Source organism: Streptomyces rapamycinicus NRRL 5491, from assembly GCF_024298965.1.
Taxonomy (GTDB): domain Bacteria; phylum Actinomycetota; class Actinomycetes; order Streptomycetales; family Streptomycetaceae; genus Streptomyces; species Streptomyces rapamycinicus.
The window spans coordinates 4243759-4269371 of record NZ_CP085193.1; the positions used below are offsets into that span (position 1 = coordinate 4243759).

At 71.0% G+C, this 25613-nt stretch carries 26 protein-coding genes; 5 read left to right on the plus strand and 21 right to left on the minus strand.

What is annotated here, in order from left to right; all coding sequences use genetic code 11:
- Positions 1–232: 232 nt before the first annotated feature.
- The 4 genes from LIV37_RS17165 to LIV37_RS17180 all read right to left on the minus strand — a co-directional run bounded on the left by LIV37_RS17165 (position 233) and on the right by LIV37_RS17180 (position 5179).
- Positions 233–2902: an ATP-binding protein gene (locus LIV37_RS17165; protein ID WP_158634903.1), complete on the minus strand. Its 2670-nt coding sequence runs from the start codon at positions 2900–2902 to the stop codon at positions 233–235.
- 211 nt (positions 2903–3113) lie between these two features.
- Positions 3114–3437, minus strand: a complete 324-nt coding sequence (locus LIV37_RS17170) for an STAS domain-containing protein (RefSeq protein ID WP_014054940.1) — start codon at positions 3435–3437, stop codon at positions 3114–3116.
- A 155-nt stretch (positions 3438–3592) separates the two neighbouring features.
- On the minus strand, positions 3593–4441 hold the full coding sequence (locus LIV37_RS17175) for a 3-hydroxyacyl-CoA dehydrogenase family protein (RefSeq protein ID WP_020868393.1): 849 nt from the start codon (positions 4439–4441) through the stop codon (positions 3593–3595).
- Between the two features lie 96 nt (positions 4442–4537).
- Positions 4538–5179 (minus strand): TetR/AcrR family transcriptional regulator, encoded by a 642-nt coding sequence (locus tag LIV37_RS17180; protein WP_020868394.1) that lies wholly within the window; start codon positions 5177–5179, stop codon positions 4538–4540.
- Positions 5180–5259: 80 nt separating this feature from the next.
- Here LIV37_RS17180 and LIV37_RS17185 point away from each other — a divergent pair, with 80 nt between their 5' ends.
- Genes LIV37_RS17185 through LIV37_RS17195 form a run of 3 tightly spaced genes read left to right on the plus strand, consistent with a single transcriptional unit; the run spans position 5260 to position 7448 of the window.
- Positions 5260–6042: an ABC transporter ATP-binding protein gene (locus tag LIV37_RS17185; RefSeq protein WP_020868395.1), complete on the plus strand. Its 783-nt coding sequence runs from the start codon at positions 5260–5262 to the stop codon at positions 6040–6042.
- A 54-nt stretch (positions 6043–6096) separates the two neighbouring features.
- Positions 6097–6852, plus strand: coding sequence for an ABC transporter permease (locus tag LIV37_RS17190; RefSeq protein WP_020868396.1), 756 nt, complete (start codon positions 6097–6099; stop codon positions 6850–6852).
- A gap of 23 nt (positions 6853–6875) precedes the next feature.
- On the plus strand, positions 6876–7448 hold the full coding sequence (locus LIV37_RS17195) for a cob(I)yrinic acid a,c-diamide adenosyltransferase (protein ID WP_020868397.1): 573 nt from the start codon (positions 6876–6878) through the stop codon (positions 7446–7448).
- Between the two features lie 96 nt (positions 7449–7544).
- Here the strand turns inward: LIV37_RS17195 and LIV37_RS17200 are convergent, their stop codons facing one another.
- The gene (locus tag LIV37_RS17200; RefSeq protein ID WP_020868398.1) at positions 7545–8096 is read right to left on the minus strand and encodes a hypothetical protein; all 552 of its coding nucleotides are present in this window, start codon (positions 8094–8096) and stop codon (positions 7545–7547) included.
- 172 nt (positions 8097–8268) lie between these two features.
- Here LIV37_RS17200 and LIV37_RS17205 point away from each other — a divergent pair, with 172 nt between their 5' ends.
- Both LIV37_RS17205 and LIV37_RS17210 read left to right on the plus strand, forming a co-directional pair.
- A complete protein-coding gene (locus tag LIV37_RS17205; protein ID WP_121825404.1) occupies positions 8269–9498 on the plus strand; it encodes a sensor histidine kinase in 1230 nt (409 codons plus the stop codon).
- Positions 9499–9521: 23 nt separating this feature from the next.
- Positions 9522–10211 carry a response regulator gene (locus LIV37_RS17210; protein WP_020868400.1) on the plus strand — a complete coding sequence of 230 codons (690 nt, stop codon included), beginning with the start codon at positions 9522–9524 and terminating at the stop codon, positions 10209–10211.
- A gap of 112 nt (positions 10212–10323) precedes the next feature.
- On the opposite strand, the gene LIV37_RS17215 is transcribed toward LIV37_RS17210, so the two are convergent.
- From LIV37_RS17215 to prfA, 16 genes are all read right to left on the minus strand, one after another.
- A complete protein-coding gene (locus LIV37_RS17215; protein ID WP_121825403.1) occupies positions 10324–10773 on the minus strand; it encodes a DUF2550 domain-containing protein in 450 nt (149 codons plus the stop codon).
- Between the two features lie 120 nt (positions 10774–10893).
- Positions 10894–11271, minus strand: coding sequence for a F0F1 ATP synthase subunit epsilon (locus LIV37_RS17220; RefSeq protein ID WP_020868402.1), 378 nt, complete (start codon positions 11269–11271; stop codon positions 10894–10896).
- A 111-nt stretch (positions 11272–11382) separates the two neighbouring features.
- Entirely contained in the window at positions 11383–12828 is a 1446-nt protein-coding gene (gene atpD / locus LIV37_RS17225) for a F0F1 ATP synthase subunit beta (protein ID WP_121824841.1), read from the minus strand.
- A 4-nt stretch (positions 12829–12832) separates the two neighbouring features.
- Complete coding sequence (locus tag LIV37_RS17230) at positions 12833–13747, minus strand: F0F1 ATP synthase subunit gamma (protein WP_020868404.1); 915 nt, start codon at positions 13745–13747, stop codon at positions 12833–12835.
- A 2-nt stretch (positions 13748–13749) separates the two neighbouring features.
- Positions 13750–15321 carry a F0F1 ATP synthase subunit alpha gene (atpA, locus tag LIV37_RS17235; protein ID WP_020868405.1) on the minus strand — a complete coding sequence of 524 codons (1572 nt, stop codon included), beginning with the start codon at positions 15319–15321 and terminating at the stop codon, positions 13750–13752.
- Positions 15322–15411: 90 nt separating this feature from the next.
- A complete protein-coding gene (locus LIV37_RS17240; protein WP_020868406.1) occupies positions 15412–16227 on the minus strand; it encodes a F0F1 ATP synthase subunit delta in 816 nt (271 codons plus the stop codon).
- Positions 16224–16787, minus strand: a complete 564-nt coding sequence (locus tag LIV37_RS17245; protein WP_020868407.1) for a F0F1 ATP synthase subunit B — start codon at positions 16785–16787, stop codon at positions 16224–16226. Before LIV37_RS17245 ends, LIV37_RS17240 begins: the two co-directional genes overlap by 4 nt.
- A 38-nt stretch (positions 16788–16825) precedes the next feature.
- Positions 16826–17068, minus strand: coding sequence for an ATP synthase F0 subunit C (atpE, locus tag LIV37_RS17250; protein ID WP_020868408.1), 243 nt, complete (start codon positions 17066–17068; stop codon positions 16826–16828).
- 77 nt (positions 17069–17145) lie between these two features.
- The gene (gene atpB / locus LIV37_RS17255) at positions 17146–17955 is read right to left on the minus strand and encodes a F0F1 ATP synthase subunit A (RefSeq protein WP_020868409.1); all 810 of its coding nucleotides are present in this window, start codon (positions 17953–17955) and stop codon (positions 17146–17148) included.
- A gap of 264 nt (positions 17956–18219) precedes the next feature.
- Positions 18220–18675 carry a Cg1360 family ATP-synthase-associated protein gene (locus LIV37_RS17260; RefSeq protein WP_020868410.1) on the minus strand — a complete coding sequence of 152 codons (456 nt, stop codon included), beginning with the start codon at positions 18673–18675 and terminating at the stop codon, positions 18220–18222.
- Positions 18676–18977: 302 nt separating this feature from the next.
- Positions 18978–20384: an MraY family glycosyltransferase gene (locus LIV37_RS17265; RefSeq protein ID WP_020868411.1), complete on the minus strand. Its 1407-nt coding sequence runs from the start codon at positions 20382–20384 to the stop codon at positions 18978–18980.
- A 75-nt stretch (positions 20385–20459) separates the two neighbouring features.
- Complete coding sequence (locus tag LIV37_RS17270) at positions 20460–21749, minus strand: serine hydroxymethyltransferase (RefSeq protein ID WP_020868412.1); 1290 nt, start codon at positions 21747–21749, stop codon at positions 20460–20462.
- Between the two features lie 432 nt (positions 21750–22181).
- On the minus strand, positions 22182–22841 hold the full coding sequence (locus LIV37_RS17275) for an arsenate reductase/protein-tyrosine-phosphatase family protein (RefSeq protein ID WP_020868413.1): 660 nt from the start codon (positions 22839–22841) through the stop codon (positions 22182–22184).
- Complete coding sequence (locus LIV37_RS17280; RefSeq protein WP_014054918.1) at positions 22838–23485, minus strand: L-threonylcarbamoyladenylate synthase; 648 nt, start codon at positions 23483–23485, stop codon at positions 22838–22840. Before LIV37_RS17280 ends, LIV37_RS17275 begins: the two co-directional genes overlap by 4 nt.
- Positions 23486–23531: 46 nt before the next feature.
- On the minus strand, positions 23532–24377 hold the full coding sequence (gene prmC, locus LIV37_RS17285) for a peptide chain release factor N(5)-glutamine methyltransferase (RefSeq protein ID WP_020868414.1): 846 nt from the start codon (positions 24375–24377) through the stop codon (positions 23532–23534).
- 54 nt (positions 24378–24431) lie between these two features.
- A complete protein-coding gene (prfA, locus tag LIV37_RS17290; RefSeq protein ID WP_020868415.1) occupies positions 24432–25502 on the minus strand; it encodes a peptide chain release factor 1 in 1071 nt (356 codons plus the stop codon).
- Between the last annotated feature and the right edge of the window lie 111 nt (positions 25503–25613).

Consider the following 25613-nt stretch of genomic DNA (forward strand, 5'->3'; position numbering starts at 1 on the left):
CCTTCCAGCCCCTCCGGCGATTGAGGAGCAGGGCCCTGGGGCTGAGCCCCACCCTCCAGCCCCTCCGGCGATTGAGGAGCAGGGCCCTGGGGCTGAGCCCCAGTTTCGGGAAGGGGCGGGGAGGGGAACAGCCCGCCGCAGGCGTCCGCCCCCCCCTGAGCCGATCAGATCACGCCACCGGGTCGGGGCGCCCCCTGGCGCGATCCGTCGCCCCCGCACCGCCCCCGCACCGCTACGCGACCGGCGTGGCCGTGCTCGACGGCGCGTGGGTCGTGGGAGCGCTCGCCGTGGTCGAGGTGTCCCCGGTGGGGGTCGTGGTCGGGGACGACGTCGTGGGCGTCGGCTTGGTGGGCTCGCCGGTAGGCGTCGGCGGCTTGGTCGTCGGCGGCTTGGTCGTCGGCCGCGGGCCGGAGGTCGTGGGGTGCGAGGACGGCGGCGAGGGCGGCCGCCCGGTGTCCGAGGGGGAGCCGCTGGTGGACGACGGGCCGCCGGTCGCCGTGGAGCCGCTGGGCGAGCCGCTGCCGCTGGGCGCGGTCGGGGACGTGGACGCCTTCGGCACCCCGCTGAGGCCCGGCTGGGGGGCTTGGCCGGTGCCGCTCGTGGGCTCGTCGGCGGTCAGGCCCTTGTCGTCGTCGCGCTGACTGGCCGAACGGTCCGGCTTGACCTTGTCGGCCGGGCTGTCGGAGTCGTCGCCCGAGGTGGCGCCCAGGGTCACCACGGTGCCGAGCACGGCCACCAGCAGCACACCAGCCCCCGCCGCGACCACATTGCGCCGGGCACCGCGCGCCGCCAGCCGCCGCAGACCGCCCGGCTTGGTGCCCGAGGGCCCGGCGGGGGCGGAGGCAGCGGTGGGGGCCGTGGGGGTGGCGGGGGCGGCCACCGAGGTCCGGGAGGCGGACGGAATCGCCGCGGTCACCGCCCTCGTCGCCGCCGTCGCCGCCGTCGCCGCCGTCGCCGCCGTCGCCGCCGTCGCCGCCGTCGCCGCCGTGCCGCCCATGGCGGCCGGCGGCGGCGTCGTCGCCACCTTCGGAGTGACGATCGTGGTCTCGGTGTCGTCCGGCGCTCCGTCGGCCGCCGGGGGCGCCGCGTCGTCCTTACGGTTCGCACCGCTCGTCCCGAACGCCCCGGCCATCGCCGAGCCGGGCGAGCGGTCGGCGACCAGCGCCAGCGCGCGCCGGCCCGCGACCGTGCCCCGCTTGTCCGCGAGGACGCCCCGCAGCCCGATGGACGCCTCCAGCTCGGCGCGGGCCCGGTCCAGATGGCCCGTGCACAGCGCGAGGACGCCCAGCTCGTGGTGGAAGTACGCCTCGTCCGCGACCTGTCCCGCCAGCCGCGCGGCCTCCTGGCCGTGCCGCACCGCGCGCTCCCAGGCGCCCCAGTGCAGCGCCGCGGCGAGGGCGGGCGCGGCGGCGCGGGCCAGGAGCACGGCGGCGTCGGCGTGGCCCGCCTCGCGGCTGCCGATGAGCGCGGTCATCGCCGCGAGGATCGCGTCGGCCTCGGCGGCGACGCGCTCGGGGGCCACGGAGGGGTGCGCGGCCCACCAGGCGTAGTGCTGGGCGACGGTGTGCGCGCGCCCGGCGTCCTCGTCGGCGTAGCCCGCCTCCGCGAGCTGGGCGGTGACGCGCGCCGCCAGCCGGTAGTGCGATCCGGCCGGGGTGACGAGGCCGCAGCCGAGCAGCTCGCCGAGGGCCGCGTCCGCGTGGGTGTCCGCGGACAGCGCGCGCAGATGCACCTGGTCCGGGCATTCTCCGCCGAGCGCGACCGCGAACCGCAGGGCGTCGTGGGCCGCCTCGCTCAGCCGCCCGGCGAGCAGCGCGGCGGGGGACGCCGCCTCGGCGATCGAGGGCAGCGCGCCCCCGTCCTCCGGCGCGGAGGCGTCGCCGCGCCGGGCGTCCCGCTGCCGCAGCAGCGCGCCCGCCTGGACGAAGCGCAGCGGCAGCCCCTCGGACTCGAACCACAGGTCCGCGGCCCAGCTCGCCTCGTCCTCGTCCAGGGGCCGTCGTGCGGCCCGCTCGAGCAGCTCGAGTCCGGCCGTACGGCTGAGCCCGGAGAGGAAGACCTCCTCCAGGTGGGAGTCGGGGGACGGCGCCGGGACTTCAGGGGTGGCGGAGATCAGGAACGCGCATTCGGGGGTCGCGTCGAGGAACTCGTCCAGCGCGGCGCCGCCGAACTCGATGTCGTCCAGGACGACGACCGCGCCGATCTCCTGGACCGCCGCGAGCAGCTCCGCGCGGTCCGGCCGGTGGAGCGGGGCGCTGAGGACGGCGGCGTAGAGGTCGTGGAGGAGGTCGGTGGGGGTGCGGTGGTAGCCGGAGAGGCGTACGACACCGTCGGGGGCGAGCCGATCGCAGTCGGAGGCGACGGCCTCCAGCAGGGTGCTGCGCCCGGCGCCGGAGGGCCCGGTGACCCGCACCGAGCGGCCGCGGGCGAGCAGCCGGGCGAGCCGCTCCCGCTCCTCGTCCCGCTCCAGCATCGGCAGCTCGGGCACGACGGTGCCGGCCGGACGGGGCGCGGCGGCGGCCCGGCGCAGCTCGGCCCGCTCGTCGGGGCCGTGGCGCTCGGGCCGGGCGGGGCGCTCTCCGGGCGGGCAGGGTTCTATCTCGCTGCCGTCAACGGGGTTGACCGTCAGCAGATGGTCACCGGCGATGATGCGCGCGGTGCGGGCCGGGGACGCGGAAGCGGGCGCGGAGGAGGGAGAGGACGCGGAGGAGGCGGACGCGCCGGGAACCGGGGCGCCCAGGGGCGGCGTCGACAGGTCCCCCGTCGGCCCCGGCGGGCGCGGCGACGAGCCGTCGCCCGGGCTGCCCGCCGCACGCGACGCACCGGAAGACGCACCGGAAGCGGCACCCGGCGCGGCCTCGTCGTGGCCGTGCTCCTGCGATCCGCGGTTCTTCGGGTCCAATGTCCTTGCCCCCCAGATGCGTGGCGTGCTGTAAGGCTCCCCGGCCTGCCTTCGCTTCTGGTCCGGTGCCGCCGTAGGGAATGTGTCCGGCGCTCACCGAACCCCGGGCCGTATCAGACGGCCTGGACCTGCTCACAGTATCCACCGCGCCGGAGGGGGCCCGCGCCACCCCGGGTAACCCACCGCCCCCGGGGCGGGCGGTCCCCGCCGCTCAGACACGCGGCAGGGACTCCGCCTCCAGTCCGCCTTCGATCGCGAGGATGCGGTGCAGCCGGGTGGCCACCAGCAGCCGCTGCATCTGGGGCGGCACCCCGCGCAGCACCAGCCGTCTGCCCACCCGGCCCGCGCGGCGGTGCGCGCCCATGATCACTCCGAGCCCGGTGGCGTCCCAGGAGTCCAGTTCGGTGAGGTCGAGGACGAGATCCCCGCCGCCCGCGTCGACGGCGGTGTGCAGGGCCGTACGGGCGTCCGCCGCGCTCCGGACGTCCAGTCGGCCCCCGACGACCAGCTCGGCGTGGTCGCCCCTGATGTGCATATGCGCTCCCCAATACGGTGCGTCGTGTCGTCAATGCGCCATTTCTGTCTACAGAACTGACTGCCTCTCACACGAGGAAGTTGCCGTCTGTAAGCGAACCGATACCGAATTCACCCAGGAGGGTGAATTCCGGGCCTGGCGCCGCACCAAGGCCCTCAGTAGCGGTAGAAGCCCTCGCCGCTCTTCCGGCCGACGTCCCCCGCATCGACCATCCGGCGCATGATCTCCGGCGGTGCGAACTTCTCGTCCTGCGATTCGGTGTAGATGTTGTCGGTGGCGTGCAGCAGGATGTCCACGCCGGTCAGGTCGGCCGTCGCGAGGGGTCCCATCGCATGGCCGAAGCCCAGCTTGCAGGCGGTGTCGATGTCCTCGGCCGTGGCGACCCCCGACTCGTACAGCTTCGCCGCTTCCACGACGAGGGCGGAGATCAGCCGGGTGGTGACGAAACCCGCGACATCGCGGTTGACGACGATACAGGTCTTGCCGACACCCTCCGCGAACTCCCTTGCGGCGGCGAGGGTTTCATCGCTCGTCTTGTGCCCGCGCACCAGCTCGCACAGCCCCATCATCGGCACCGGCGAGAAGAAGTGGGTGCCGACGACCCGCTCCGGGCGCCGGGTGGCCGCGGCGATCTTGGTGATCGGGATGGCCGAGGTGTTCGAGGCCAGGATCGTGTCGTCCTTGACCAGTTCATCGAGGGTGCCGAAGATCTCCCGCTTGACCTCGATCCTCTCGAAGACCGCCTCCACCACGACATCCGCGTCGGCGGCGGCGTCCAGGTCGGTCGTGGTGGTGATCCGGCCCAGCGCCCGCTCGGCCTCCTCCACCCCCAGCTTGCCCTTGGAGACGAACTTGTCGTACGAGGCCCGGATGGTGTCCGTGCCGCGCCGCAGCGCCTCGTCGGTCACATCGCGCAGCACCACGTCCCAGCCGGCCTGGGCCGAGACCTGCGCGATACCGGACCCCATGAGTCCGGCTCCGATGACCGCGAGCTTCTTGGCCACGACACACTCCTTCTGTTTCCGTCTGACTTGGTCACAGTCCGATGTGCCGGACCTTAACGTCCGTTCACCCCCCGCGGGCAGCCCTCGTAACGCGCGTCACGGTGTGTTCTTCGCCGCATAGTTGAGGACCGTGTCGCTCAGGAGCGACTCCATGACGTCGACCTTACGGAGGGCGTCCTCGGCGACGGCGTCCACACCGCCGCCCTCCGCGAGCCCGCGGATGATCGAGCGCAGCACCGCGTTCTGCAACCCGACGAGCTGGTGGGCGATGAACTCGGGCCTGGGGTCCCCGGGGTCGGCGGCGGCCTCCTCGCGCAGGGTGACGCCGAGCTGGTGGACCGCCTTGCCCTGGATGGTGAAGAGCCTGGCCATCAGCGTCGGGGACGCCACGATGACCTGCCGGAACCGGTCGTAGCCCTCGCTCAGCCCGACGTAGGCGTGGCGTTCGCGGATGTCCTGGCGCAGCTGGTCCATCAGCGCCCGCGCCGCCGACTGCCCGGCCGCGCGCTCCCGTACGAGCCGGGAGGGGCGGTCGACGACCTCCTCCTCGCGGTCGACGAAGAGGTCTTCCTTGGTCGGGAAGTAGTTGTAGACCGTGTTGACGGAGACCTCGGCCGCCTCGGCGATCTCCGCGATCGTGACCGCCTCGAAGCCGCGCGCCATGAACAGCCCGGTCGCGATGTCCGAGATGTGCTGCTTGGTCTGCCGCTTCTTCCGCTCCCTGAGTCCTTCCGCCATGGCCTCATCCTAGCTTCGCTGGGGCTTCTTGATTTTTGGGGTGATTGCAAAATTGGTGCGGCTCTGTTTTTCTGGGTCCCATGGCAGTCATCACGACGAACGGCCTCACCCACACCTTCCGGACCAAGCGCGGCCCCGTGGCAGCCGTGCGCGGTATCGACCTGACCGTCGAGCGCGGTGAGATCCTCGGCTTCCTCGGACCCAACGGAGCGGGCAAGACCACCACGCTGCGCATGCTCACCACGCTGCTCCCGCCCACCGGCGGCAGCGCCACCGTCGCCGGGCACGACCTCGCCCGCGATCCGGCCGGGGTGCGCCGGCGGATCGGCTATGTGGCCCAGTCCGGCGGGGTCGACCCCACCGTCTCCGTACGGGAGGAACTGGTCACCCAGGGGCGGCTCTACCGGATGGGCAGGGCCGAGGCGGCCGCCCGCGCCGGGGAGCTGGCCCGCGACCTTGGCCTGGCCGAGCTGCTGGACCGCCCCTGCGCAGCGCTCTCCGGCGGCCAGCGGCGGCGGCTGGACATCGCCCTCGGCCTGGTCCACCGGCCCGAGGTGCTCTTCCTGGACGAGCCGACCACCGGGCTCGACCCCGGCAGCCGCGCCGATCTGTGGCAGCTGATCCGCCGACTGCGCGCCGAGCACGGCATGACGGTCTTCCTGACCACCCACTACCTGGACGAGGCGGAGGCGCTGTCCGACCGGCTGGTCATCGTCGACCAGGGCCTGGTGGCCGCCGAGGGGACGGCGGAGCGGCTCAGGGCCGAGCACGGCGGCGCACCGGACGCCACCCTCCAGGACGCCTTCATCGCCATCACCGGACGCGGCACCACCCCGCGGAACCCCGCCCCGCTCGCCGTCTGACCCGGACACCTACCGCGAGCCCCGGATCCACCCCAAGCAGAGGACCAAGGCCCCATGCCTCATCTCGTCTCCGACACGGCCCTGATATTCGGCCGCTACGCCCGCCAGACGCTGCGCTCCAAACCCGCCCTGATCTTCGGGATGATCCAGCCGCTGCTCTTCCTCGTCTTCTTCGGCCCGCTGCTCACCGATCTGCCGCTCGGCGGCCGGGCCAGCTCCTGGCAGACCATCGTCCCCGGCATCCTCGTCCAACTCGGCCTGTTCAGCGCCTCGTTCACCGGGATCGGGCTGATCCTCGAGCGCCGTACGGGCGTCATCGAGCGGATGCGGGTGACCCCGGTCAGCCGGCTGGCGCTGCTGATGGGCCGGGTGCTCAAGGACGTCGTCCAGCTGCTGTGGCAGTCCCTGGCGCTGGTGTGCGTCGCCGTGGCGCTCGGGCTGCGCGCCCCGGTGCTGGGCGTGGCGATCGGCTTCGTCTTCGTCGGCGTGCTGACCATCTCGCTCGCCTCGCTCTCCTACGCGCTGGCGATGCGGGTGTCCTCGCCGCAGGGGTTCGCGCCGGTCATCAACTCCGTCACCATGCCCGCGATGCTGCTGTCCGGCATCCTGCTGCCGATGTCGCTCGGGCCCCGCTGGCTCGACATCGCCTCGCACTTCGTACCGTTCCGCTATCTCGTGGACGGGGTGCGGGCCGCCTTCGCCGGGGAGTACGGGGACGGGAAGATCGCGCTGGCCGCGCTGGTCGCCACCGCGCTCGCGGCCGTGGCCGTCACCCTGGGGGCACGGCTCTTCCAGCAGGCCGGGGCGTAACGCCGCCGCGTAGGCTCGGAGCCATGGTCAATCTCACCCGCATCTATACGCGCACCGGCGACACGGGCTCCACCGCCCTCGGCGACATGAGCCGCACCGCCAAGACCGATTCGCGGATCGGCGCGTACGCCGACGCCAACGAGGCGAACGCCGCGATCGGGGTGGCCATCGCACTGGGCCAACTGCCCGCCGAGGTCGTCAAGGTGCTGGTCCGCGTCCAGAACGACCTGTTCGACGTCGGCGCGGACCTGTGCACACCGGTGGTGGAGGACCCCGCCCATCCGCCGCTGCGCGTGGAACAGAGCTATGTCGACAAGCTGGAGGCGGACTGCGACCGCTTCCTGGAGGGGCTGGAGAAGCTGCGCAGCTTCATCCTCCCGGGCGGCACCCCGGGCGCGGCGCTGCTGCACCAGGCGTGCACGGTGGTACGCCGCGCCGAGCGCTCCACCTGGGCGGCGCTCACCGAGCACGGGGACTCGATGAACGCGCTCACCGCCACCTATCTCAACCGGCTCTCGGATCTGCTGTTCATCCTGGCCCGCTCGGCCAACAAGGAGGTCGGCGACGTCCTGTGGGTCCCGGGCGAGAACCGCTGAAAAACCACGGGCCCCGCCGGCCCGGCCGCGCGGATCGCGCGTCGCCGGCGCCGACGGGGCGGGGCGGGGCCCGGCGTCGTCTGCCCGTTACGGGGGTTAGCGGGCAGACGACGCGGAGCGCTCCCGCTTCGGAAAGAGCGTGTAGCTGAGCGCGATGGCCACGTTGACGCCGATCAGGAACAGCATCTTCTGCTGCCAGTCGCGCAGCGAGCCGATCTCACCGTCGTCGCCGACGTACCAGATCGCGCCCTGGAGCAGTGCGATGGCGATGACCGCGGCCAGTACCCAGCGACCCGCGGTCTTCCACTCGTGCAGCGTCTTCCCCGCGCCGTACTTCGCGGGCTTGACCGGCGGCGGCCCGCCGAAGAAGCGATGGGCCACGCGGGCGTCGACCCATTTGATCGTCGAATGGCCGAGCGCGGCCGAATAGCCGATGTAGACCGCGGCGAGGCCGTGCTTCCAGTCCGGTTCGGCCCCGTTCCTCAAGTCGATCACGGTCGTCACGAACAGCACCAGCTCCAGCAGCGGTTCGCACAGCAGCACCACGGTGCTCGCCTTCGGCATCTTCGCCACATAGCGCAGCAGCAGGCCGAGGGCCAACAGCACCCAGAAGCCGACCTCACAAGCGATGATCAGCGCGACAACCACGATGTTTCCTCTCTCGCTCTGCCCTTGGTCCCAACCCTCCCCCGGTGCCCGGGGCACGCGCGTCGTCGGCGGCGATGAAACCCGACTGCATCCTTCGATGTACGCCGCCGGGCGGCGGGCCCGGCCCCAAGGGGGAGGTCCGCCCGGCGCGCCACATGGTGTGATGGGTGCCATGCCGTCCCGCCCCCACCTCCCACGCCCGCACCAGCATGACGTCGTGATCGGTCTCGGCGGACTGTTCGGCGGGGCCCTGATGTGGGCGCTGGGGCTGCAGAACAATCCGTCGTTCTTTCATACGCCCCGGTGGCTGGGGCTGATCGCGCTGCTCGTGGTCTCGGCGACCGAACTGGTGCGGCGCTCCAGGCCCCTCATCGGCCTGGGCGTGGGGACCGTCGCACTCGCCGTCGACATCCTCAGCGGCGGGCTGGCCGCGACGATGCTGATGTACACCGATCTGGTCTACGCGGCCGTCGTGTATTCCGGCGCCACCGCCGCCCAGCGCGTCCCCCGGATCTGCTGGCTCCTCACGGGGCTGGTGACCGTGGTGCCGCTGGCCGTCTACAACGACCCCCTGGCGCTGCTGGCCGGAGCGTTCGTCGGACTCCTCGTCGTCACCCCGGCGTGGACCGGGACGGTGGTCCGCAACCACCGCGAAGAGGCCCAGGCCGCCCGTCTGGAGACCGAACGCGTCGCGCTGCTGGCCGAGTTGGACCGGCGGGAGGCGGTGGCCTCCGAGCGCTCCCGGATGGCGCGCGAGCTCCACGACATGGTGGCCAACCACCTCTCGGCCATCGCCATCCACTCCAGCGCCGCCCTGTCCCTGAAGGACCCCGCCGCGACCGACGAGGCGCTCGGCGTCATCCGGGAGAACAGCGTGCGCGGCCTGGCCGAGATGCGCCGGCTGATCGGGCTGCTGCGGGACCCCGGGGAGACCTCGGAACCCGCCGCCACCTCTACCCTCGACGCGCTCGACACCCTGCTGGAACAGGCCCGCGCCAACGCCCGCCCCGGCGGCCAGGACATCGTCCTGTGCGACGAGCGGCCGGACGGCGCCGCCCCGCTGCCCGCCCCGGTCGAGCTCGCCGCGTACCGCATCGTCCAGGAGTCGCTCACCAACGCCCTCAAGCACGCCGCGCCCGGCCGGGTGGACGTCACGCTGGCGCACCGCGCGGACGGCCCGCTCGAGGTGAGCGTCATCAGCCCGTACGGCGACCGCGACGGCCCCCGGGCGCCCGGCTCCGGCACCGGGCTGATCGGGATGCGCGAGCGCGTGTCCCTGCTCGGCGGCACCCTCGACGCCGGGCCGGTCCCCGGGCCCGGGGGCACGGTGTGGCAGGTGCGGGCCGCGCTGCCGCTGGGCGACGAGAGCGCTCAGAGCCTGAGCGCCCAGCGTGTGCCATGACCCTTCGACGACCAGGAGCCGCCGTGACCCCGTCCGCCCCGCCCGCCCGTTCCGCGTCCGAGCCGATCCGGGTACTGGTCGCCGAGGACCAGGGCTCGGTCCGCTCCGGGCTGGTGCTGATCCTGCGGTCCGCCCCCGATGTCGAGGTGGTCGGCGAGGCGGTGGACGGCCTCCAGGCGGTGGAGATGGCCCGGGCGCTGCGCCCCGATGTGGTGCTCATGGATGTCCAGATGCCCCGGCTGGACGGGGTGTCCGCCACCCGCCAGGTGGTCGCCGAGCAGCTGGCGGACGTGCTGGTGCTGACCACCTTCGACCTGGACGAGTACGTCTTCGGGGCGCTGCGCGCGGGCGCCGCCGGATTCCTGCTCAAGGACAGCGAGGCGGCCGATCTGATCGAGGCGGTCCGTACCGTGGGGCGCGGCGAGGGCATGATCGCCACCGCGGTCACCCGCCGTCTGATCGCGGAGTTCGCCCGGCCCCAGGCCGTCCCCTCCCCCACCACGCCCAGCCCCGAGGTGCTCGCCACGCTCACCCCGCGGGAGCGGGAGGTGCTGGCCTGTCTGGGGCAGGGGCTGTCGAACGCGCAGATCGCGGGGCGGCTCACCATGGCGGAGGCGACGGTGAAGACGCATGTCAGCCGGCTGCTGAACAAGCTGGAGCTGCGCAGCCGGGTCCAGGCCGCGGTACTGGCCCAGGAACTGGGCGTGCGCTGAGCGCTCCGCTGGAAGTGTCGCGACGGGTCGTCGGCCGACTGCGGCGCCGTCGTGGCTGGTCGCGCCCGCGCGGCGGAGCCGCACATCGACACAGCCCCGCGCCCCTTCTGCTTCAGGCCACGTTGACCCGCTGGCCGGGAGGAGCGGCCTCCAGCCAGGCCAGAAAGCCGGTCAGGGCGTCATCGCTCATGGCCAGTTCCAGCCGGGTGCCACCGTGCCGGCAGGCGAGCACCACCGCGTCGGAGAGCAGCGCCAGCTCCTCCTCGCCCTTGGGGGTGCGCCGCTCCAGCACCTCGATCGAGGCGCGCTCCAGGGTCCGCCGGGGCCGCGGCGCGTAGGAGAAGACCCGGAACCACTCGACGCGGTCACCGTTGTAGCGGGCGACGCCGTACACCCAGCCCTTGCCGCTGGGCTCGGATTCGCTGGGCGGTGGATCCCAGCGCAGCGAACAGTCGAAGGTTCCGCCGGACCGCTGGATCAGCCGCCGCCGGAGACCGAAGACGAAGAGTCCCACCACCACCAGCGCGACGACCACGCCGCCCACAAGCAGAGCGAGGACCATCTTCACCGACCTCCTCGCGTCATCCGGAAAAACCGCACCTGCATCGCCTCAGCCGCGGACCGCTGAAGGGGAGCTCCAGCGAGGTCCGCGGCTGAGGTTTTCCGACCGTACGTGACAGGCTCAGTGCGCTCCCGCCACCGCGCGCAGCCGGACGTCGGCGCGCCGCTCGGCGGCGGCGTCCGCCTCCGACTTGGCACGCTCCAGCGCCCGCTCCGCGCGCTTCACATCGATTTCGTCGGACAGCTCAGCGACCTCGGCCAGCAGTGAGAGCTTGTCGTCCGAGAACGAGATGAACCCACCGTGCACCGCGGCCACGACCGTCCCGCCGTCGACCGAACGGATGGTCACCGGGCCGGACTCCAGCACACCGAGCAGCGGCTGGTGGCCGGGCATGACGCCGATGTCACCCGATGTGGTGCGCGCGATGACCAAGGTGGCCGTGCCGGACCAGACACTACGGTCCGCCGCGACCATCTCGACCTGCAGCTCAGCAGCCAACGTGGCTCCTCGGGTCTCTCCCTGCCGGGTCGGGCAGGGCTTTCGTCAAAGAATAACGGGCGTACGGAGAGGGGCGGGACCGGGCCCACCCCTCTCGCGGAGCTACCGGGCTCAGGAGACGCCCAGCTCCTTGGCCTTGGCCTTGAGGTCGTCCAGGCCACCGCACATGAAGAACGCCTGCTCGGGGAAGTGGTCGAACTCACCGTCGGCGATCGCGTTGAACGCGGCGATGGACTCGTCCAGCGGCACGTCCGATCCGTCGAGACCGGTGAACTGCTTCGCCGCGTGGGTGTTCTGCGACAGGAAGCGCTCGATACGACGGGCGCGGAAGACGGTGAGCTTGTCCTCCTCGCCGAGCTCGTCGATGCCCAGGATGTTGATGATGTCCTGGAGGTCCTTGTACTTCTGCAGGATCGACTTCACGCGCGAGGCGCAGTCGTAGTGGTCCTGCGAGATGTAGCGCGGGTCCAGGATCCGGGACGTCGAGTCCAGCGGGTCCACCGCCGGGTAGATGCCCTTCTCCGAGATCGGCCGGGAGAGCGTCGTCGTCGCGTCGAGGTGCGCGAAGACGTTCGCCGGGGCCGGGTCGGTCAGGTCGTCCGCGGGGACGTAGATCGCCTGCATCGAGGTGATGGAGTGACCACGGGTCGAGGTGATGCGCTCCTGGAGAAGGCCCATCTCGTCGGCCAGGTTCGGCTGGTATCCCACCGCGGAGGGCATCCGGCCGAGCAGGGTCGAGACCTCGGAACCGGCCTGGGTGAAGCGGAAGATGTTGTCGACGAAGAACAGCACGTCCTGCTTCTGCACATCGCGGAAGTACTCCGCCATGGTCAGACCGGCCAGGGCCACCCGCAGCCGGGTGCCCGGGGGCTCGTCCATCTGGCCGAAGACCAGCGCGGTCTGCGGGAGCACGCCGGACTCGGCCATCTCCTCGATCAGGTCGTTGCCCTCACGGGTGCGCTCGCCGACACCGGCGAACACGGAAACGCCCTCGTGCAGCTTGGCCACACGCATGATCATTTCCTGGATGAGCACGGTCTTGCCGACGCCCGCGCCGCCGAACAGGCCGATCTTGCCGCCCTTGACGTACGGGGTCAGCAGGTCGACGACCTTCAGACCGGTCTCGAACATCTCGGTCTTGGACTCGAGCTGGTCGAAGGCCGGGGCCTTGCGGTGGATGGACCAGCGCTCGGTGACCTCGGACTCGGCCTCGGGCTCGTTGAGGATCTGACCGAGGGTGTTGAACACCCGGCCCTTGGTGACGTCGCCGACGGGCACGGTGATGCCGGCGCCGGTGTCGGTCACGGCGGCCTGGCGGACCAGACCGTCGGTGGGCTGCATGGAGATGGAGCGCACCAGGCCCTCGCCGAGGTGCTGCGCGACCTCGAGGGTCAGGGTCTTCTTCGCCCCGTCCTGGGCCGGGTCGGCGACCTCGACGGTCAGCGCGTTGTAGATGTCCGGCATCGCGTCGACGGGGAACTCCACGTCGACGACCGGGCCGATGACCCGCGCGACGCGGCCGGCGGCCACAGCGGTTGGCTCAACAGTGGTGGTCATAGTGTCAGTCACTCCCCGCGGAGGCGTCGGCCAGAGCGCTCGCGCCACCGACGATCTCGCTGATTTCCTGGGTGATGTCGGCCTGGCGGGCCGCGTTGGCAAGCCGCGTGAGCGACTTGATGAGTTCATCGGCATTGTCGGTCGCCGACTTCATCGCCCGCCGGGTCGCCGCGTGCTTGGAGGCGGCGGCCTGGAGCAGGGCGTTGTAGATACGGGCCTCGACATACCGGGGCAGCAGGGCGTCCAGCACGTCCTCGGAGGACGGCTCGAAGTCGAAGAGCGGGAGGATCTCGCCCTTCTTCTCCTGCTCCTCCGCCTTTTCCTCGAGGCTGAGCGGCAGCAGCCGGTCCTGGACCGGGGTCTGCGTCAGCATCGAGACGAACTCGGTGAAGACGATGTGCAGCTCGTCCACGCCGCCATCGGCCGTGTCCTTGAGGACGGCCTCGATCAGCGGGCCCGCGATCTTCTTGGCGTCCGCGTAGGTGGGGTTGTCGGTGAAGCCACCCCACGACTCCGTGACCTTGCGCTCACGGAAGGAGTAGTACGCCACGCCCTTGCGGCCGACGATGTACGCGTCGACCTCCTTGCCCTCACGGGTGAGCCGCTCGGTGAGCTCCTCGGCCGCCTTGATCACGTTGGAGGAGTAGCCGCCCGCCAGACCCCGGTCGCTCGTGATGAGCAGCACCGCGGCGCGGGTCGGGTTCTCGCTCTCCGTGGTCAGCGCGTGCTGGGTGGTGGAGCCCTTGGCGACCGCGCCCACCGCTCGGGTGAGCTCGGTGGCGTACGGAGTCGACGCGGCCACGCGGCGCTGCGCCTTGACGACGCGGGAGGCGGCGATCATCTCCATCGCCTTGGTGATCTTCTTGGTCGCGGAGACGGACTTGATCCGCCTCTTGTAGACCTTGGCCTGGGCACCCATACTCAGCCCTCGCCCAGCAGCTTGCCGTCCGAGGTCTCGAACTGCTTCTTGAAGCTGTCGACGGCCTCGCCCAGCGCCGCGATCGTGTCGTCGGACATCTTGCCGCCCTCGACGATGCTGGTCAGCAGCCCCTTGTGCTCACGGTGCAGGTAGTCCAGCAGCTCACGCTCGAAGCGGCGGACGTCCGCTACGGGCACGTCGTCCATCTTGCCGTTGGTGCCGGACCAGATGGAGACGATCTCGTCCTCGGTGGAGTACGGGGCGTACTGGCCCTGCTTCAGCAGCTCGACCATGCGCGCACCGCGCTCCAGCGACGCCTTCGAGGCCGCGTCCAGGTCCGAGCCGAAGGCGGCGAACGCCTCCAGCTCACGGTACTGGGCGAGGTCCACCCGGAGGCGGCCGGAGACCTGGCGCATCGCCCTGTGCTGCGCGGAACCACCGACTCGGGAGACCGAGATACCGACGTTGAGGGCCGGCCGCTGGTTGGCGTTGAACAGGTCCGACTCCAGGAAGCACTGGCCGTCGGTGATGGAGATGACGTTGGTCGGGATGAACGCCGACACGTCGTTCGCCTTGGTCTCGACGATCGGCAGACCGGTCATCGAACCGGAGCCCATGTCGTCGGAGAGCTTGGCGCAGCGCTCCAGCAGCCGGGAGTGCAGGTAGAAGACGTCGCCCGGGTAGGCCTCACGGCCCGGCGGGCGGCGCAGCAGCAGGGACACCGCACGGTAGGCGTCGGCCTGCTTGGACAGGTCGTCGAAGACGATCAGAACGTGCTTGCCCTGGTACATCCAGTGCTGGCCGATGGCCGAGCCGGTGTAGGGGGCCAGGTACTTGAAGCCCGCCGGGTCGGACGCCGGGGCGGCGACGATCGTCGTGTACTCCAGGGCGCCGGCCTCCTCCAGCGCGCCGCGCACGGACGCGATGGTGGAGCCCTTCTGGCCGATGGCGACGTAGATGCAGCGGACCTGCTTCTTCGGGTCGCCGGAGCGCCAGTTGTCACGCTGGTTGATGATCGTGTCGACGCACAGCGCGGTCTTGCCGGTCTGCCGGTCGCCGATGATCAGCTGACGCTGGCCACGGCCGATCGGGGTCATCGCGTCGACGGCCTTGTAGCCGGTCTCCATCGGCTCGTGCACCGACTTGCGGTCCATGACCGTGGGGGCCTGCAGTTCGAGGGCGCGGCGGCCCTCGGTCTCGATCTCGCCGAGGCCGTCGATCGGGGCACCCAGCGGGTCGACCACGCGGCCGAGGTAGCCCTCGCCGACGGCGACCGAGAGGACCTCGCCGGTGCGGTGCACCTGCTGACCCTCCTCGATGCCGCTGAACTCACCGAGGACGACCGCACCGATCTCGCGCTCCTCGAGGTTGAGGGCGAGGCCGAGGGTGCCGTCCTCGAACTTCAGCAGTTCGTTCGCCATGGCCGAGGGAAGACCCTCGACCTTCGCGATGCCGTCGCCGGCAACGCTGACCGTCCCGACCTCCTCGCGCGAGGCCGCGTCCGGCTTGTACGCCTGGACAAAGTTCTCCAGTGCGTCCCGGATCTCCTCCGGCCGGATCGTGAGCTCCGCCATCTGGGTTCCCTGCTCTCCTTGTTGGGCCCGAAGTGTTTGACTACGGCCCAACTCGGGCCGCTTACCATGCTTGTTGAGTTGGTGGCTGTGTCAGCCGGCCATCCGCCGGGTCGCCTCTTCGAGGCGGTCCGCGATGGTCCCGTTGATGACCTCGTCGCCGATGCGCACCGAGATCCCGCCGAGGACCTCGGGGTCCACATCGAGGTTCAGGTGCATCTTCCGTCCGTACAGCTTCCCCAGTGCGTCACCGAGCCGCTGCTTCTGCCGGTCGCTGAGCGGCACCGCGGAGGTGACGACCGCGACCGTACGGTCCCGGCGCGCCGCCGCCAGCTTGGACAGCTCGTCGAGACCCGCCTCCAGGCTACGACCCCGCGGATGGGTCACCATGCGGATCACCAGCCGCTCGGTCCGCTGGTCGGCGCGGCCGCCGAGCAGCTCGCCGACCAGCCCGGACTTGGCGGAGACGGTCGCTCGCCGGTCGGTGAGCGCACCGCGCAGCTCGGACGAGGAGGAGACGATCCGGCCGAACCGGAACAGCTCGTCCTCCACGTCGTCGAGGGCGCCGGCCCGCTCGGCCGCGACCAGGTCGGCGGCGCTGGCCAGCTCCTCGAGCGAGTCCACCAGGTCGCGCGAGCGCGACCAGCGGGCCCGGACCAGGCCGGAGACCAGGTCGATGGTCTCGCCGCCGACCTGCCCGCCCAGCACCCGCGCGGCCAGCTCGGCCTTGGCCTCGCCGGGCTGCGCCGGGTCGGTGAGGACCCGGCGCAGCGAGACCTCGCGGTCGAGCAGCGCGGTGACGGCGGCCAGCTCATCGGCGAGCTTCGTCGCGTCGACGGCGGTGTTGTCCGTCAGTGCGTCGAAGCGCTCGCGCGCGGCTGCCAGTGCCTCCCGGCTCGCTCCGTTCATCGGCCGGCCTCGGCCTTCGAGCCATCGGTCGTCTTCGCCTCGAGCTCGTCGAGGAACCGGTCGATGGTGCGGCTCTGCCGGGCCACGTCCTCGAGCGACTCACCGACGATCCGGCCGGCCAGGTCGGTGGCGAGCCTGCCCACGTCCTGGCGCAGGGTCTGAGCGGCCTGCTTGCGATCGGCCTCGATCTGCGAGTGACCGGCGGCGATGATCTCCTCACGCTGCCGCTGGCCCTCCGCGCGCATCTCGGCGATGAGCGCGGCGCCCTGCTCCTGCGCCTCCTGGCGCAGTCGCGCGGCCTCGTGACGGGCGTCGGCGAGCTGGGCTCGGTAGTCCTCGAGGACCTGCTGGGCTTCGGCCTGAGTGGCCTCGGCCTTCTCCATGCCGCCCTCGATCGCCTCGCGGCGCTCCTCCAGAACCCGGTTGATGTTCGGGAGGAGCTTCTTGGCGAGGAAGATGAAGACGATGGCAAAGGCGATCAGGCCGATGACCAGCTCCGGGATCGGCGGGATGAGGGGGTTCTCACTCTCCTCAGCCGCCACCTGTACCAGGGCGTTCACATCAGTGCCTTCCGTCTGTCGTGGTTAAAGCGGTCCGTTCAGGACTTGAAAAGGAAGCCCATGACGATACCGATCAGCGCGAGCGCCTCACAGAAGGCGAAGCCCATGATCTGGTTGGCGCGGATCAGGCCGGCCGCCTCGGGCTGACGGGCCAGGGCCTGGGTGCCGTTACCGAAGATGATGCCGACGCCGACGCCGGGGCCGATGGCGGCGAGACCGTAACCGATCGAGCCGAGGTTGCCGGTGACGCCGTCGGCGGCGAGGGTCTGGAGAGCGGACATGCCGGTTCTTCCTTTGCGTTTCATGGGCCGGTGGGGGTTGGCCACCGGACGTCTGATGGTCTGGGAGGCAGGTGTGCTCAGTGGTGCTCGGCGAGCGCGCCCTGAACGTAGTTGCAGGCCAAGAGCACGAAGACGTACGCCTGGACAGCCTGGATGAAGAGCTCGAAGGCGGTCAGCAGAATCGTCATCACGAAGGACGCGCCCGCGTAGGCGATCCCGATGCCGTTCAGCAGGTACCAGGAGCCGATGGTGAACATCAGCAGCAGCAGGTGGCCGGCGAACATGTTGGCGAAGAGCCGGACCGCGTGGGTGAAGGGCCGGATGATCACGTTCGAGAAGAACTCGATCACGACGATCATCGGCAGGATCGCGCCGAGCTCCTTGTCGTAGCCGGTGATGTTCTTCCAGCCGCCGACGAAGCCGTGCTTCTTGAAGGTCAGGTACATCCAGAGGACGTAGACGATGGCGGCGAGACCGGCCGGGAAGGCGATGATCGACGTCACCGGGAACTGGGCGATCGGGATGACCGACCACAGGTTCATGATCCACACGAAGAAGAACAGCGAGACCATGAGGGGGACGTACTTCTCCCCCTCCTTCTTCCCGAGGGCCTCGTAGACCAGCCCTCGGCGTACGAAGTCGTATCCGGCCTCGCCGACCATCTGCAGCTTTCCGGGGACCACCTTGGCCCGGCCGAACGCGGCCCAGAAGAACCAGACAATGGCGACGGTGCCCAGCAGCGCGAGCAGCATGGGCTTGTTGAAGTCGAATCCGCCGACCGAGAACAGCGGCTCGAACTTGAACGAATGGAGTCCGGGTGCCGGGAAGCCGCACCCGTCGAAGATGTGGCAGTTCGTCTCGAAGGCGAGCGTCTGGTCAGAACTCACCGCGAGCTCCTTCAGCGTGGCGCATGGGTACGGCAACCTCGTTGTGTCGGCGCGGCACGCGGCCACGGAACGGCACTGGACTGGTCTTACGAATGTGGGGGCGGCTGATCGGCGCGTGGCCGAGTGGTATGTCGGGCATCAGCTGCATGGGCCGCCGATTCCATCCCGTGGATTCCGGGGGTTCAGCTACCTGCGCCCGCTGTGCCTCAGATGGCACCGGACGATAGCAGGTGAGCGCACATGCTCTTATCCCGGCCCTACTTCTCACGGCGTGGACCCGGCGGGAGCGGACTTCTTCGCCCCCCCGGGCTTGCGTTCGTCCTCGGCTTCCGGCTCCACATAGAGGATCTTGGCCTTCATGTGTGCACGGGTCTGTGCGCCGACCCACACCAGGGTCGCGGCGAGCAGTGCGAGGGCGAAAGCCTTGACGTTGAACAGCGTGGTGTCCTGGAACACCGCGAGCACGACCGCCACCAGCAGGAACTCGGTCATGAAGAGGACCATGCCCATGGCCTGGAAGAGATGGGGCAGGTGCTTCGCCGTGCGCTCCAGCACGATCAGCCCGGAAGCCATCACCACCACGGCGACGAATGTGCCAAAGCCCGCGCCGATCGCTCCCTTGCCGCCTGCGAGCACAGAACCGACGGCGACGGCGACCACACCGGCGATGGCTGTGGGCACGGCGCAACTCAGGAGCGTTCTGGCGTCGTTGGACTGCATGAAGGGTTTCTCCGGCAAGTGTCGGAAGCAACGATTCGTCGTGGACGAGCGTATCCCCGGGGACAGAGAGGACCTCACGAGGAAGAGCCGTCGCCCTACGGCCCCTCGGGTCTAAGCACCGGGTTTAGTGAACGGTATCACAAACTATTTGATGAGGTCTTTACCCGCCGGGTGTGCTGCACGTCACACGGGAGAGTTATGCGGTGTGTACCGTGCTGACGCCGCCCTGTGATCTTCACCGCTCTCGCAGGACCCTTTGACCGGGGCGATGACTGGGGACATCGCGGCGATGACTGGGGAGATTACTGGGGTGTTCCGATGCGCCGGCGGTGGGTGAAGCGCGACCGGTCGCCGATCGCGGTGGCGCCGTTCACACCGTTCGCCCCGCCGCTCGCGCCATTGCTCGCGCCGCCGTGTCGCCCGGAGCCCACCGGCTCGGGCTCGGCCGGGCCCGGCTCCGAGGCGGCGGACCCGGCACCGGCCGTGGCCGCCACGGGCTCGGCGGGCGCCTCGGCGCCCCGCTCGGCCCTGGCGATCCGGTTGGCGCGGCGGTAGCGCGGCGGAACGAACGCCTCCGCCCAGCCCGGAACGCGCGGGGTGAACCGCGGCAGCAGCAACAGCACCAGACCGACCCCGCTCAGCGCCACGATCGCCAGCACGAACCACACACCGGCCGAGTTCACCGAGTACGCCACGGCGCCGAAGGCGATCAGCGCCGACCAGAAGTACATGATCAGGACGGCCCGGCTGTGCGAATGACCGATCTCCAGCAGCCGGTGGTGCAGATGGCCGCGGTCGGCGGCGAACGGCGACTGGCCCCGCCAGGTGCGCCGGACGATCGCCAGCACCAGGTCGGCGAAGGGCACCGCGATGACGGTCAGCGGGAGCAGCAGCGGGATGTAGACCGGGACGGTGGCGTGCACCGCGGCCTGCTCCGACCCCTCGAACAGCTTCATCGCGTCCGGGTCCACCTGGCCGGTGATGGAGATGGCGCCCGCCGCCAGCACCAGCCCGATCAGCATCGAGCCCGAGTCGCCCATGAAGATCCGCGCGGGGTGGGCGTTGTGCGGCAGGAAGCCCAGGCACATCCCCATGAGGACGGCGGCGAACAGGGTGGCGGGCGCGGCCGCCTCCAGGCCGTAGCCGTACCAGATGCGGTACGCGTACATGAAGAACGCCGCGGCGGCGATGCACACCATCCCGGACGCCAAACCATCAAGACCGTCAACGAAGTTGACCGCGTTGATGGTGATGACGACCAGCGCGACGGTGAGCAGCGTGCCCTGCCAGGGCGTCAGCGAGACCGGTCCCACACCGGGCACCGGAAGCCACAGGATGGTCAGACCCTGGAGCACCATCACACCGGCGGCGATCATCTGGCCGCCCAGCTTGATCAGCGCGTCCACGCCCCACTTGTCGTCCAGCACCCCGAGCAGCCAGATCAGCCCGGCGCCGGACAGCAGCGCCCGTGGCTCGTTGGAGACCTCGAACACGTCCTTGAGGTTGGTCAGGTGGGCGGCGACCAGCAGCCCCGCGCACAGCCCGCCGAACATGGCGATGCCACCGAGCCGTGGCGTGGGCTCACGGTGCACATCACGGGCGCGGATCTCGGGCATCGCACCGGCCGCGATGGCGAATTTCCGCACCGGCCCGGTCAGCAGATAGGTGACCGCGGCCGTGACGCACAGAGTCAGCAGGTATTCACGCACAGGCTGCCCCAGAGGTATCGCTGGCCATCACAGCCCCACACCCTATGCGTGTCCGGCGCCTCGCGGTGAACGTACTTACAGACGTCCTACACCTTCGGATGGTTGCATGATTCGGCCGTCGTCCGGATAGGGCGGAAATCTCCCGGCCAGATCCGCCACCTTTTCCCGTACCACGCCCTCGTCCCGCAACACGGTTCCCATGAGATTGGCTATGCGCTCCATTTCCGGAGCTCCCATTCCCTGGGTGGTCACCGCGGCGGTGCCAAGACGCAGCCCCTTGACGCACCCCCGGGGATCGGTGGCGGATGCCAGCGCGCAGGTGTCCAGGACGATCCCGGCGGCCGCGCAGCGGCCCTTCGCGGTGCGTCCGTCCAGGCCCAGCGGGGCCGGATCGGCGGTGATCATATGGGTGTCGGTGCCGCCCGTGGCGACTGCCAGACCCTCCCCCACCAGGGCGTCCGCCAGCACCCTGGCATTGGCCACCACCCGCCGCGCATAGGCGGTGAAGGCGGGCGCCGCGGCCTCGCCGAACGCCACCGCCTTGGCCGCGACGGTGTGCATCTGGGCCCCGCCCTGGGTGAACGGGAACACCGCCCGGTCCAGCCGCTCGGCGAGCTCCGCCCCGCACAGCAGCATTCCGCCGCGCGGCCCGCGCAGCACCTTGTGTGTCGTTGCGCACACCACGTCCGCGTACGGCACCGGGGACGGCGCCGCCTTCCCCGCGACCAGGCCGATCGAATGGGCGGCGTCGGCGATGAGATACGCACCCACCTCGTCCGCGACGGCGCGGAAGGCGGCGTAGTCCAGATGGCGGGGATAGGAGATCGACCCGCAGACGATCGCCTTCGGGCGATGGGCGTGGGCGAGCCCGCGCAGCTGCTCGTAGTCGATCAGCCCGGTCGCCGGATCGACGCCGTAGCCGATGAAGTCGAACCAGCGGCCGGAGAAATTGGCGGGCGAGCCATGGGTGAGATGGCCGCCGTGCGGCAGCGCCATCGCCAGCACCGTGTCCCCGGGCCGCAGCAGCGCGGCGTAGGCGGCCAGCACCGCGGAGGACCCCGAATGCGGCTGCACATTGGCGTGCTCGGCGCCGAACAGCGCCTTCGCCCGGTCCTGGGCCACCCGCTCGGCGATGTCCACGATCTCGCAGCCGCCGTGGTGGCGGGCGCCGGGATAACCCTCGGCGTACTTGTTGGCCAGGGGTGAGGCGAGCGCCGCCAGCACGGCCGGCGAGGTGTAGTTCTCGGCCGCGATCAGCTGGAGTCCGCCGGAGACACGGTCGATCTCGCTCAGGATGATTCCCGCCAGCTCCGGGTCCTGGCGGGCGAGGCTCGCGAAATCGGGGCCCCAGGGGGTGACGGCCATGGCGTGCTCACAGCCTTCGGAGGGACAGCGGATCGCCGCTTACGTGGTCACCCCCAATGTAGGCCTCGCGACGCCGCACGGCGCGCCGTGCGGCCCGTGCCGGCCCCCTGGATCTTTCCCCTCCCCGCCCCTTCCCGCTACCAGGGGCTTCGCCCCTGGACCCCGGAGTCTGGGGCGAAGCCGCACCATTCAGCCCCTCCAGGGGGCACCTCCCAGCGGTAGCTGGGGGAGATTGAGGAGCGGGGTCTGGGGCGAAGCGCCACCATTCAGCCCCTCCGGCGATTGAGGAGCGGGGTCTGGGGCGGAGCCGCACCATTCAGCCCCTCCGGCGATTGAGGAGCGGGGTCTGGGGCGGAGCCCCAGTTGAGGGAAGGGGCGGGGCGGGGAACAGCCTCGCCGCAGGCGCCACAACCCGTCGGACGCCCCTGGGGCCTACGCGGGGGCGGGAACGCCCGTCAGCGCCGTGACGACCGGGTCCAGGGCCTGGTGGATCTCGTCCCCGATGGAGCGGAAGAAGGTGATCGGCGCCCCGTACGGATCGTGCACCTCGTCCGCCTCCTCGTTGGGCGCCAGCAGCCAGCCGCGCAGCGCGGCCGCCGCCTGCACCAGGGCGCGGGCGCGCTCCACCACACCGCCCGCCTCCTCCGGGTCGGGCAGCGTCGCGGGGTCTATGGCCCGCACCAGCCGGGTGAACTCCTTGAGCGTGAAGGTGCGCAGCCCCGCCGAGTGCCCCATCGAGATCACCTGTGCCCGGTGGTCGCGGGTGGCGGTCAGCACCAGGTCGGCGCGGATGACGTGCTCGTCCAGCAGCTCACGGCCGAGGAAGCCCGCCGGGTCGGCCCCGAAGTCGGTCAGGACCGTCGCGGCGTGCGCCTCCATGGGCGCGCCCTCATGGCCCCAGGTGCCGGCGGACTCCACGATCAGACCGCGGGTGCGGACGCTTCCGAGACGGTGGGCGAGCGCATGCCGGGTCAGCCGCTCGGTGATCGGCGAGCGGCACACATTGCCGGTGCTGACGTGGAGGATGCGGAAGGTGGCCTCGGCGTTCTTCTCACGGTGTTCCGCTATGCCACGCCCCTCAGGGGCTGTCAATTGGCCACCTCGAGGTCGGGTACGACCTCCCGGAGCTGCTCGGCGGTGAGCGCGCCCGCCCGGAGCAGCACCGGCACCTTGCCGGTCACGTCGACGATCGAGGAGGGCACGGCGGCCGGGGTCGGCCCGCCGTCGAGGTACACCGAGACGGAGTCCCCCAGCATGTCCTGGGCGGCGTCGCAGTCCTGCGGGGAGGGGTGTCCGGTCAGGTTGGCGCTGGAGACCGCCATCGGGCCGAAGTCCGTCAGCAGCTCGATCGCCACCGGGTGCAGCGGCATCCGGACCGCCACCGTGCCCCGGGTCTCCCCCAGGTCCCAGGTGAGCGACGGCTGGTGGCGGGCGACGAGGGTGAGCGCGCCGGGCCAGAAGGCGTCCACCAGCTCCCAGGCCATCTCGGAGAAGTCGGTGACCAGTCCGTGCAGGGTGTTCGGCGAGCCGACCAGCACCGGTGTGGGCATGTTGCGGCCGCGACCCTTGGCCTCGAGCAGATCGCCGACCGCCTCGGCGTTGAAGGCGTCCGCGCCGATCCCGTAGACGGTGTCGGTGGGCAGCACGACCAGTTCGCCGCGGCGGACGGCGGAGGCGGCCTCGCGCAGGCCGGTCTTGCGGTCGGTGGCGTCCCCGCAGTCGTATCGCCGTGCCATTAACGGACCTCCTCGTACGTGGCCAATGTGTGGTGCGGTGCCGCCGTCACGGCATGGCCTTCCGCGCGGTGGCGAACCGGGGCCGGTTGTTCAGGTCGGGGTGGTCGGCGGCGTCCGCCCAGCCACGCTCCTCGGTGAAGATCCACGGCACCTGGCCGCCCTGGGTGTCTGCGTGCTCGATGACCACCACGCCCCCGGGGCGCAGCAGCCGGTGGGCGGTGCGCTCCAGGCCACGGATGACGTCGAGCCCGTCCTCACCGGAGAAGAGCGCGAGCTGGGGGTCGTGATCGCGGGCCTCCGGCGCCACGTACTCCCACTCGGTCAGCGGGATGTACGGCGGGTTGCTGATGACGAGGTCCACCTGACCGTCGAGCTCGGGCAGGGCCGTCAACGCGTCCGCGTGATGGAGAACGACGCGGGACCCCTCGACGTTCTTGCGGGCCCAGCGCAGGGCGCCCTCGTCCAGCTCCACGGCGTGCACCCGGGAGCGCGGCACCTCCTGGGCGAGCGCGAGCGCGATGGCCCCGGAACCGGAGCACAGATCGACGATGAGCGGTTCGACGACGTCCATGGCGCGCACCGCGTCTATCGCCCAGCCGACCACCGACTCGGTCTCCGGCCGGGGCACGAAGACCCCCGGCCCCACCTGGAGTTCCAGATAGCGGAAGAAGGCGCGGCCGGTGATGTGCTGAAGGGGCTCGCGGGCCTCGCGGCGGGCGACCGCCTCCCAGTAGCGGGCGTCGAAGTCGGCGTCGGGCACGCCGTGCAGCTCTCCCCGCTTGACGCTGTGCACAAAGGCGGCGAGCTCCTCCGCGTCGAAGCGCGGTGAGGGCACGCCCGCGTCGGCCAGCCGCTGAGTGGCCTGCGCCACCTCGGCGAGCAGCACGTTCACTGAATTCCTCCAGCCGGTCCGGACAAGGGCACGAAGCGTTGATCAGTGGGTGGCTCAGCCCGCCGCCGCCAACTTGGCGGCCGCGTCGGCGTCGACGCACGCCTGGATGACCGGATCGAGTTCACCGTCGAGCACCTGGTCCAAGTTGTACGCCTTGAAACCGACACGATGGTCCGAGATCCGGTTTTCCGGGAAGTTGTACGTACGGATGCGCTCGGACCGGTCGACGGTGCGGACCTGGCTGCGCCGCGCGTCCGACGCCTCCCGCTCGGCCTCCTCCTGGGCCGCGGCCAGCAGCCGCGAGCGCAGGATGCGCAGCGCCTGCTCCTTGTTCTGGAGCTGGCTCTTCTCGTTCTGGCAGGAGACGACGATGCCGGTGGGCAGGTGGGTGATGCGCACCGCGGAGTCGGTGGTGTTGACCGACTGGCCGCCGGGTCCGGAGGAGCGGTAGACGTCGATCCGCAGATCGTTGGGGCCGATCTCGACCTCGACCTCCTCGGCCTCGGGCGTGACCAGCACACCGGCCGCGGAGGTGTGGATACGGCCCTGGGACTCGGTGGCGGGCACCCGCTGCACCCGGTGCACCCCGCCCTCGTACTTCAGCCGGGCCCAGACGCCCTGGCCGGGCTCGATGGCGCCCCTGGCCTTGACCGCGACCTGGACGTCCTTGTAGCCGCCGAGGTCGGACTCATTGGCGTCGATGATCTCGGTCTTCCAGCCGATCCGCTCGGCGTACCGCAGATACATCCGCAGCAGGTCGCCGGCGAACAGCGCGGACTCCTCGCCGCCCTCCCCGGCCTTGACCTCCAGGATGACGTCCTTGTCGTCGCTCGGGTCGCGGGGGACGAGCAGCAGCCGCAGCCGGTCGGTGAGCTGCTCGCGGCTCTGCTCCAGCTCCTTGACCTCGTCCACGAAGTCGGGGTCGTCCCGGGCCAGCTCGCGGGCGGTCCCGATGTCGTCCCCGGCCTGCTTCCAGGCGCGATAGGCGGTGATCACCGGGGTCAGCTCGGCGTAGCGCTTGTTGAGCCGCCGCGCCTCCCGCTGGTCGGCGTGGACCGCGGGGTCGGCGAGCCGCTTCTCGAGGTCGGCGTGTTCGCCGATGAGTTCCTCGACCGCCTCGAACATCGGAGGGCTCCCTGAGTGGTCTGCGTGGTGGCGTTGGCTTGCGGAAAGTGCCGGAGGGCCGGTGACGACAAAACGCCGGTCCGGTCGCCCCAGGGAAGGGGCGACCGAAGA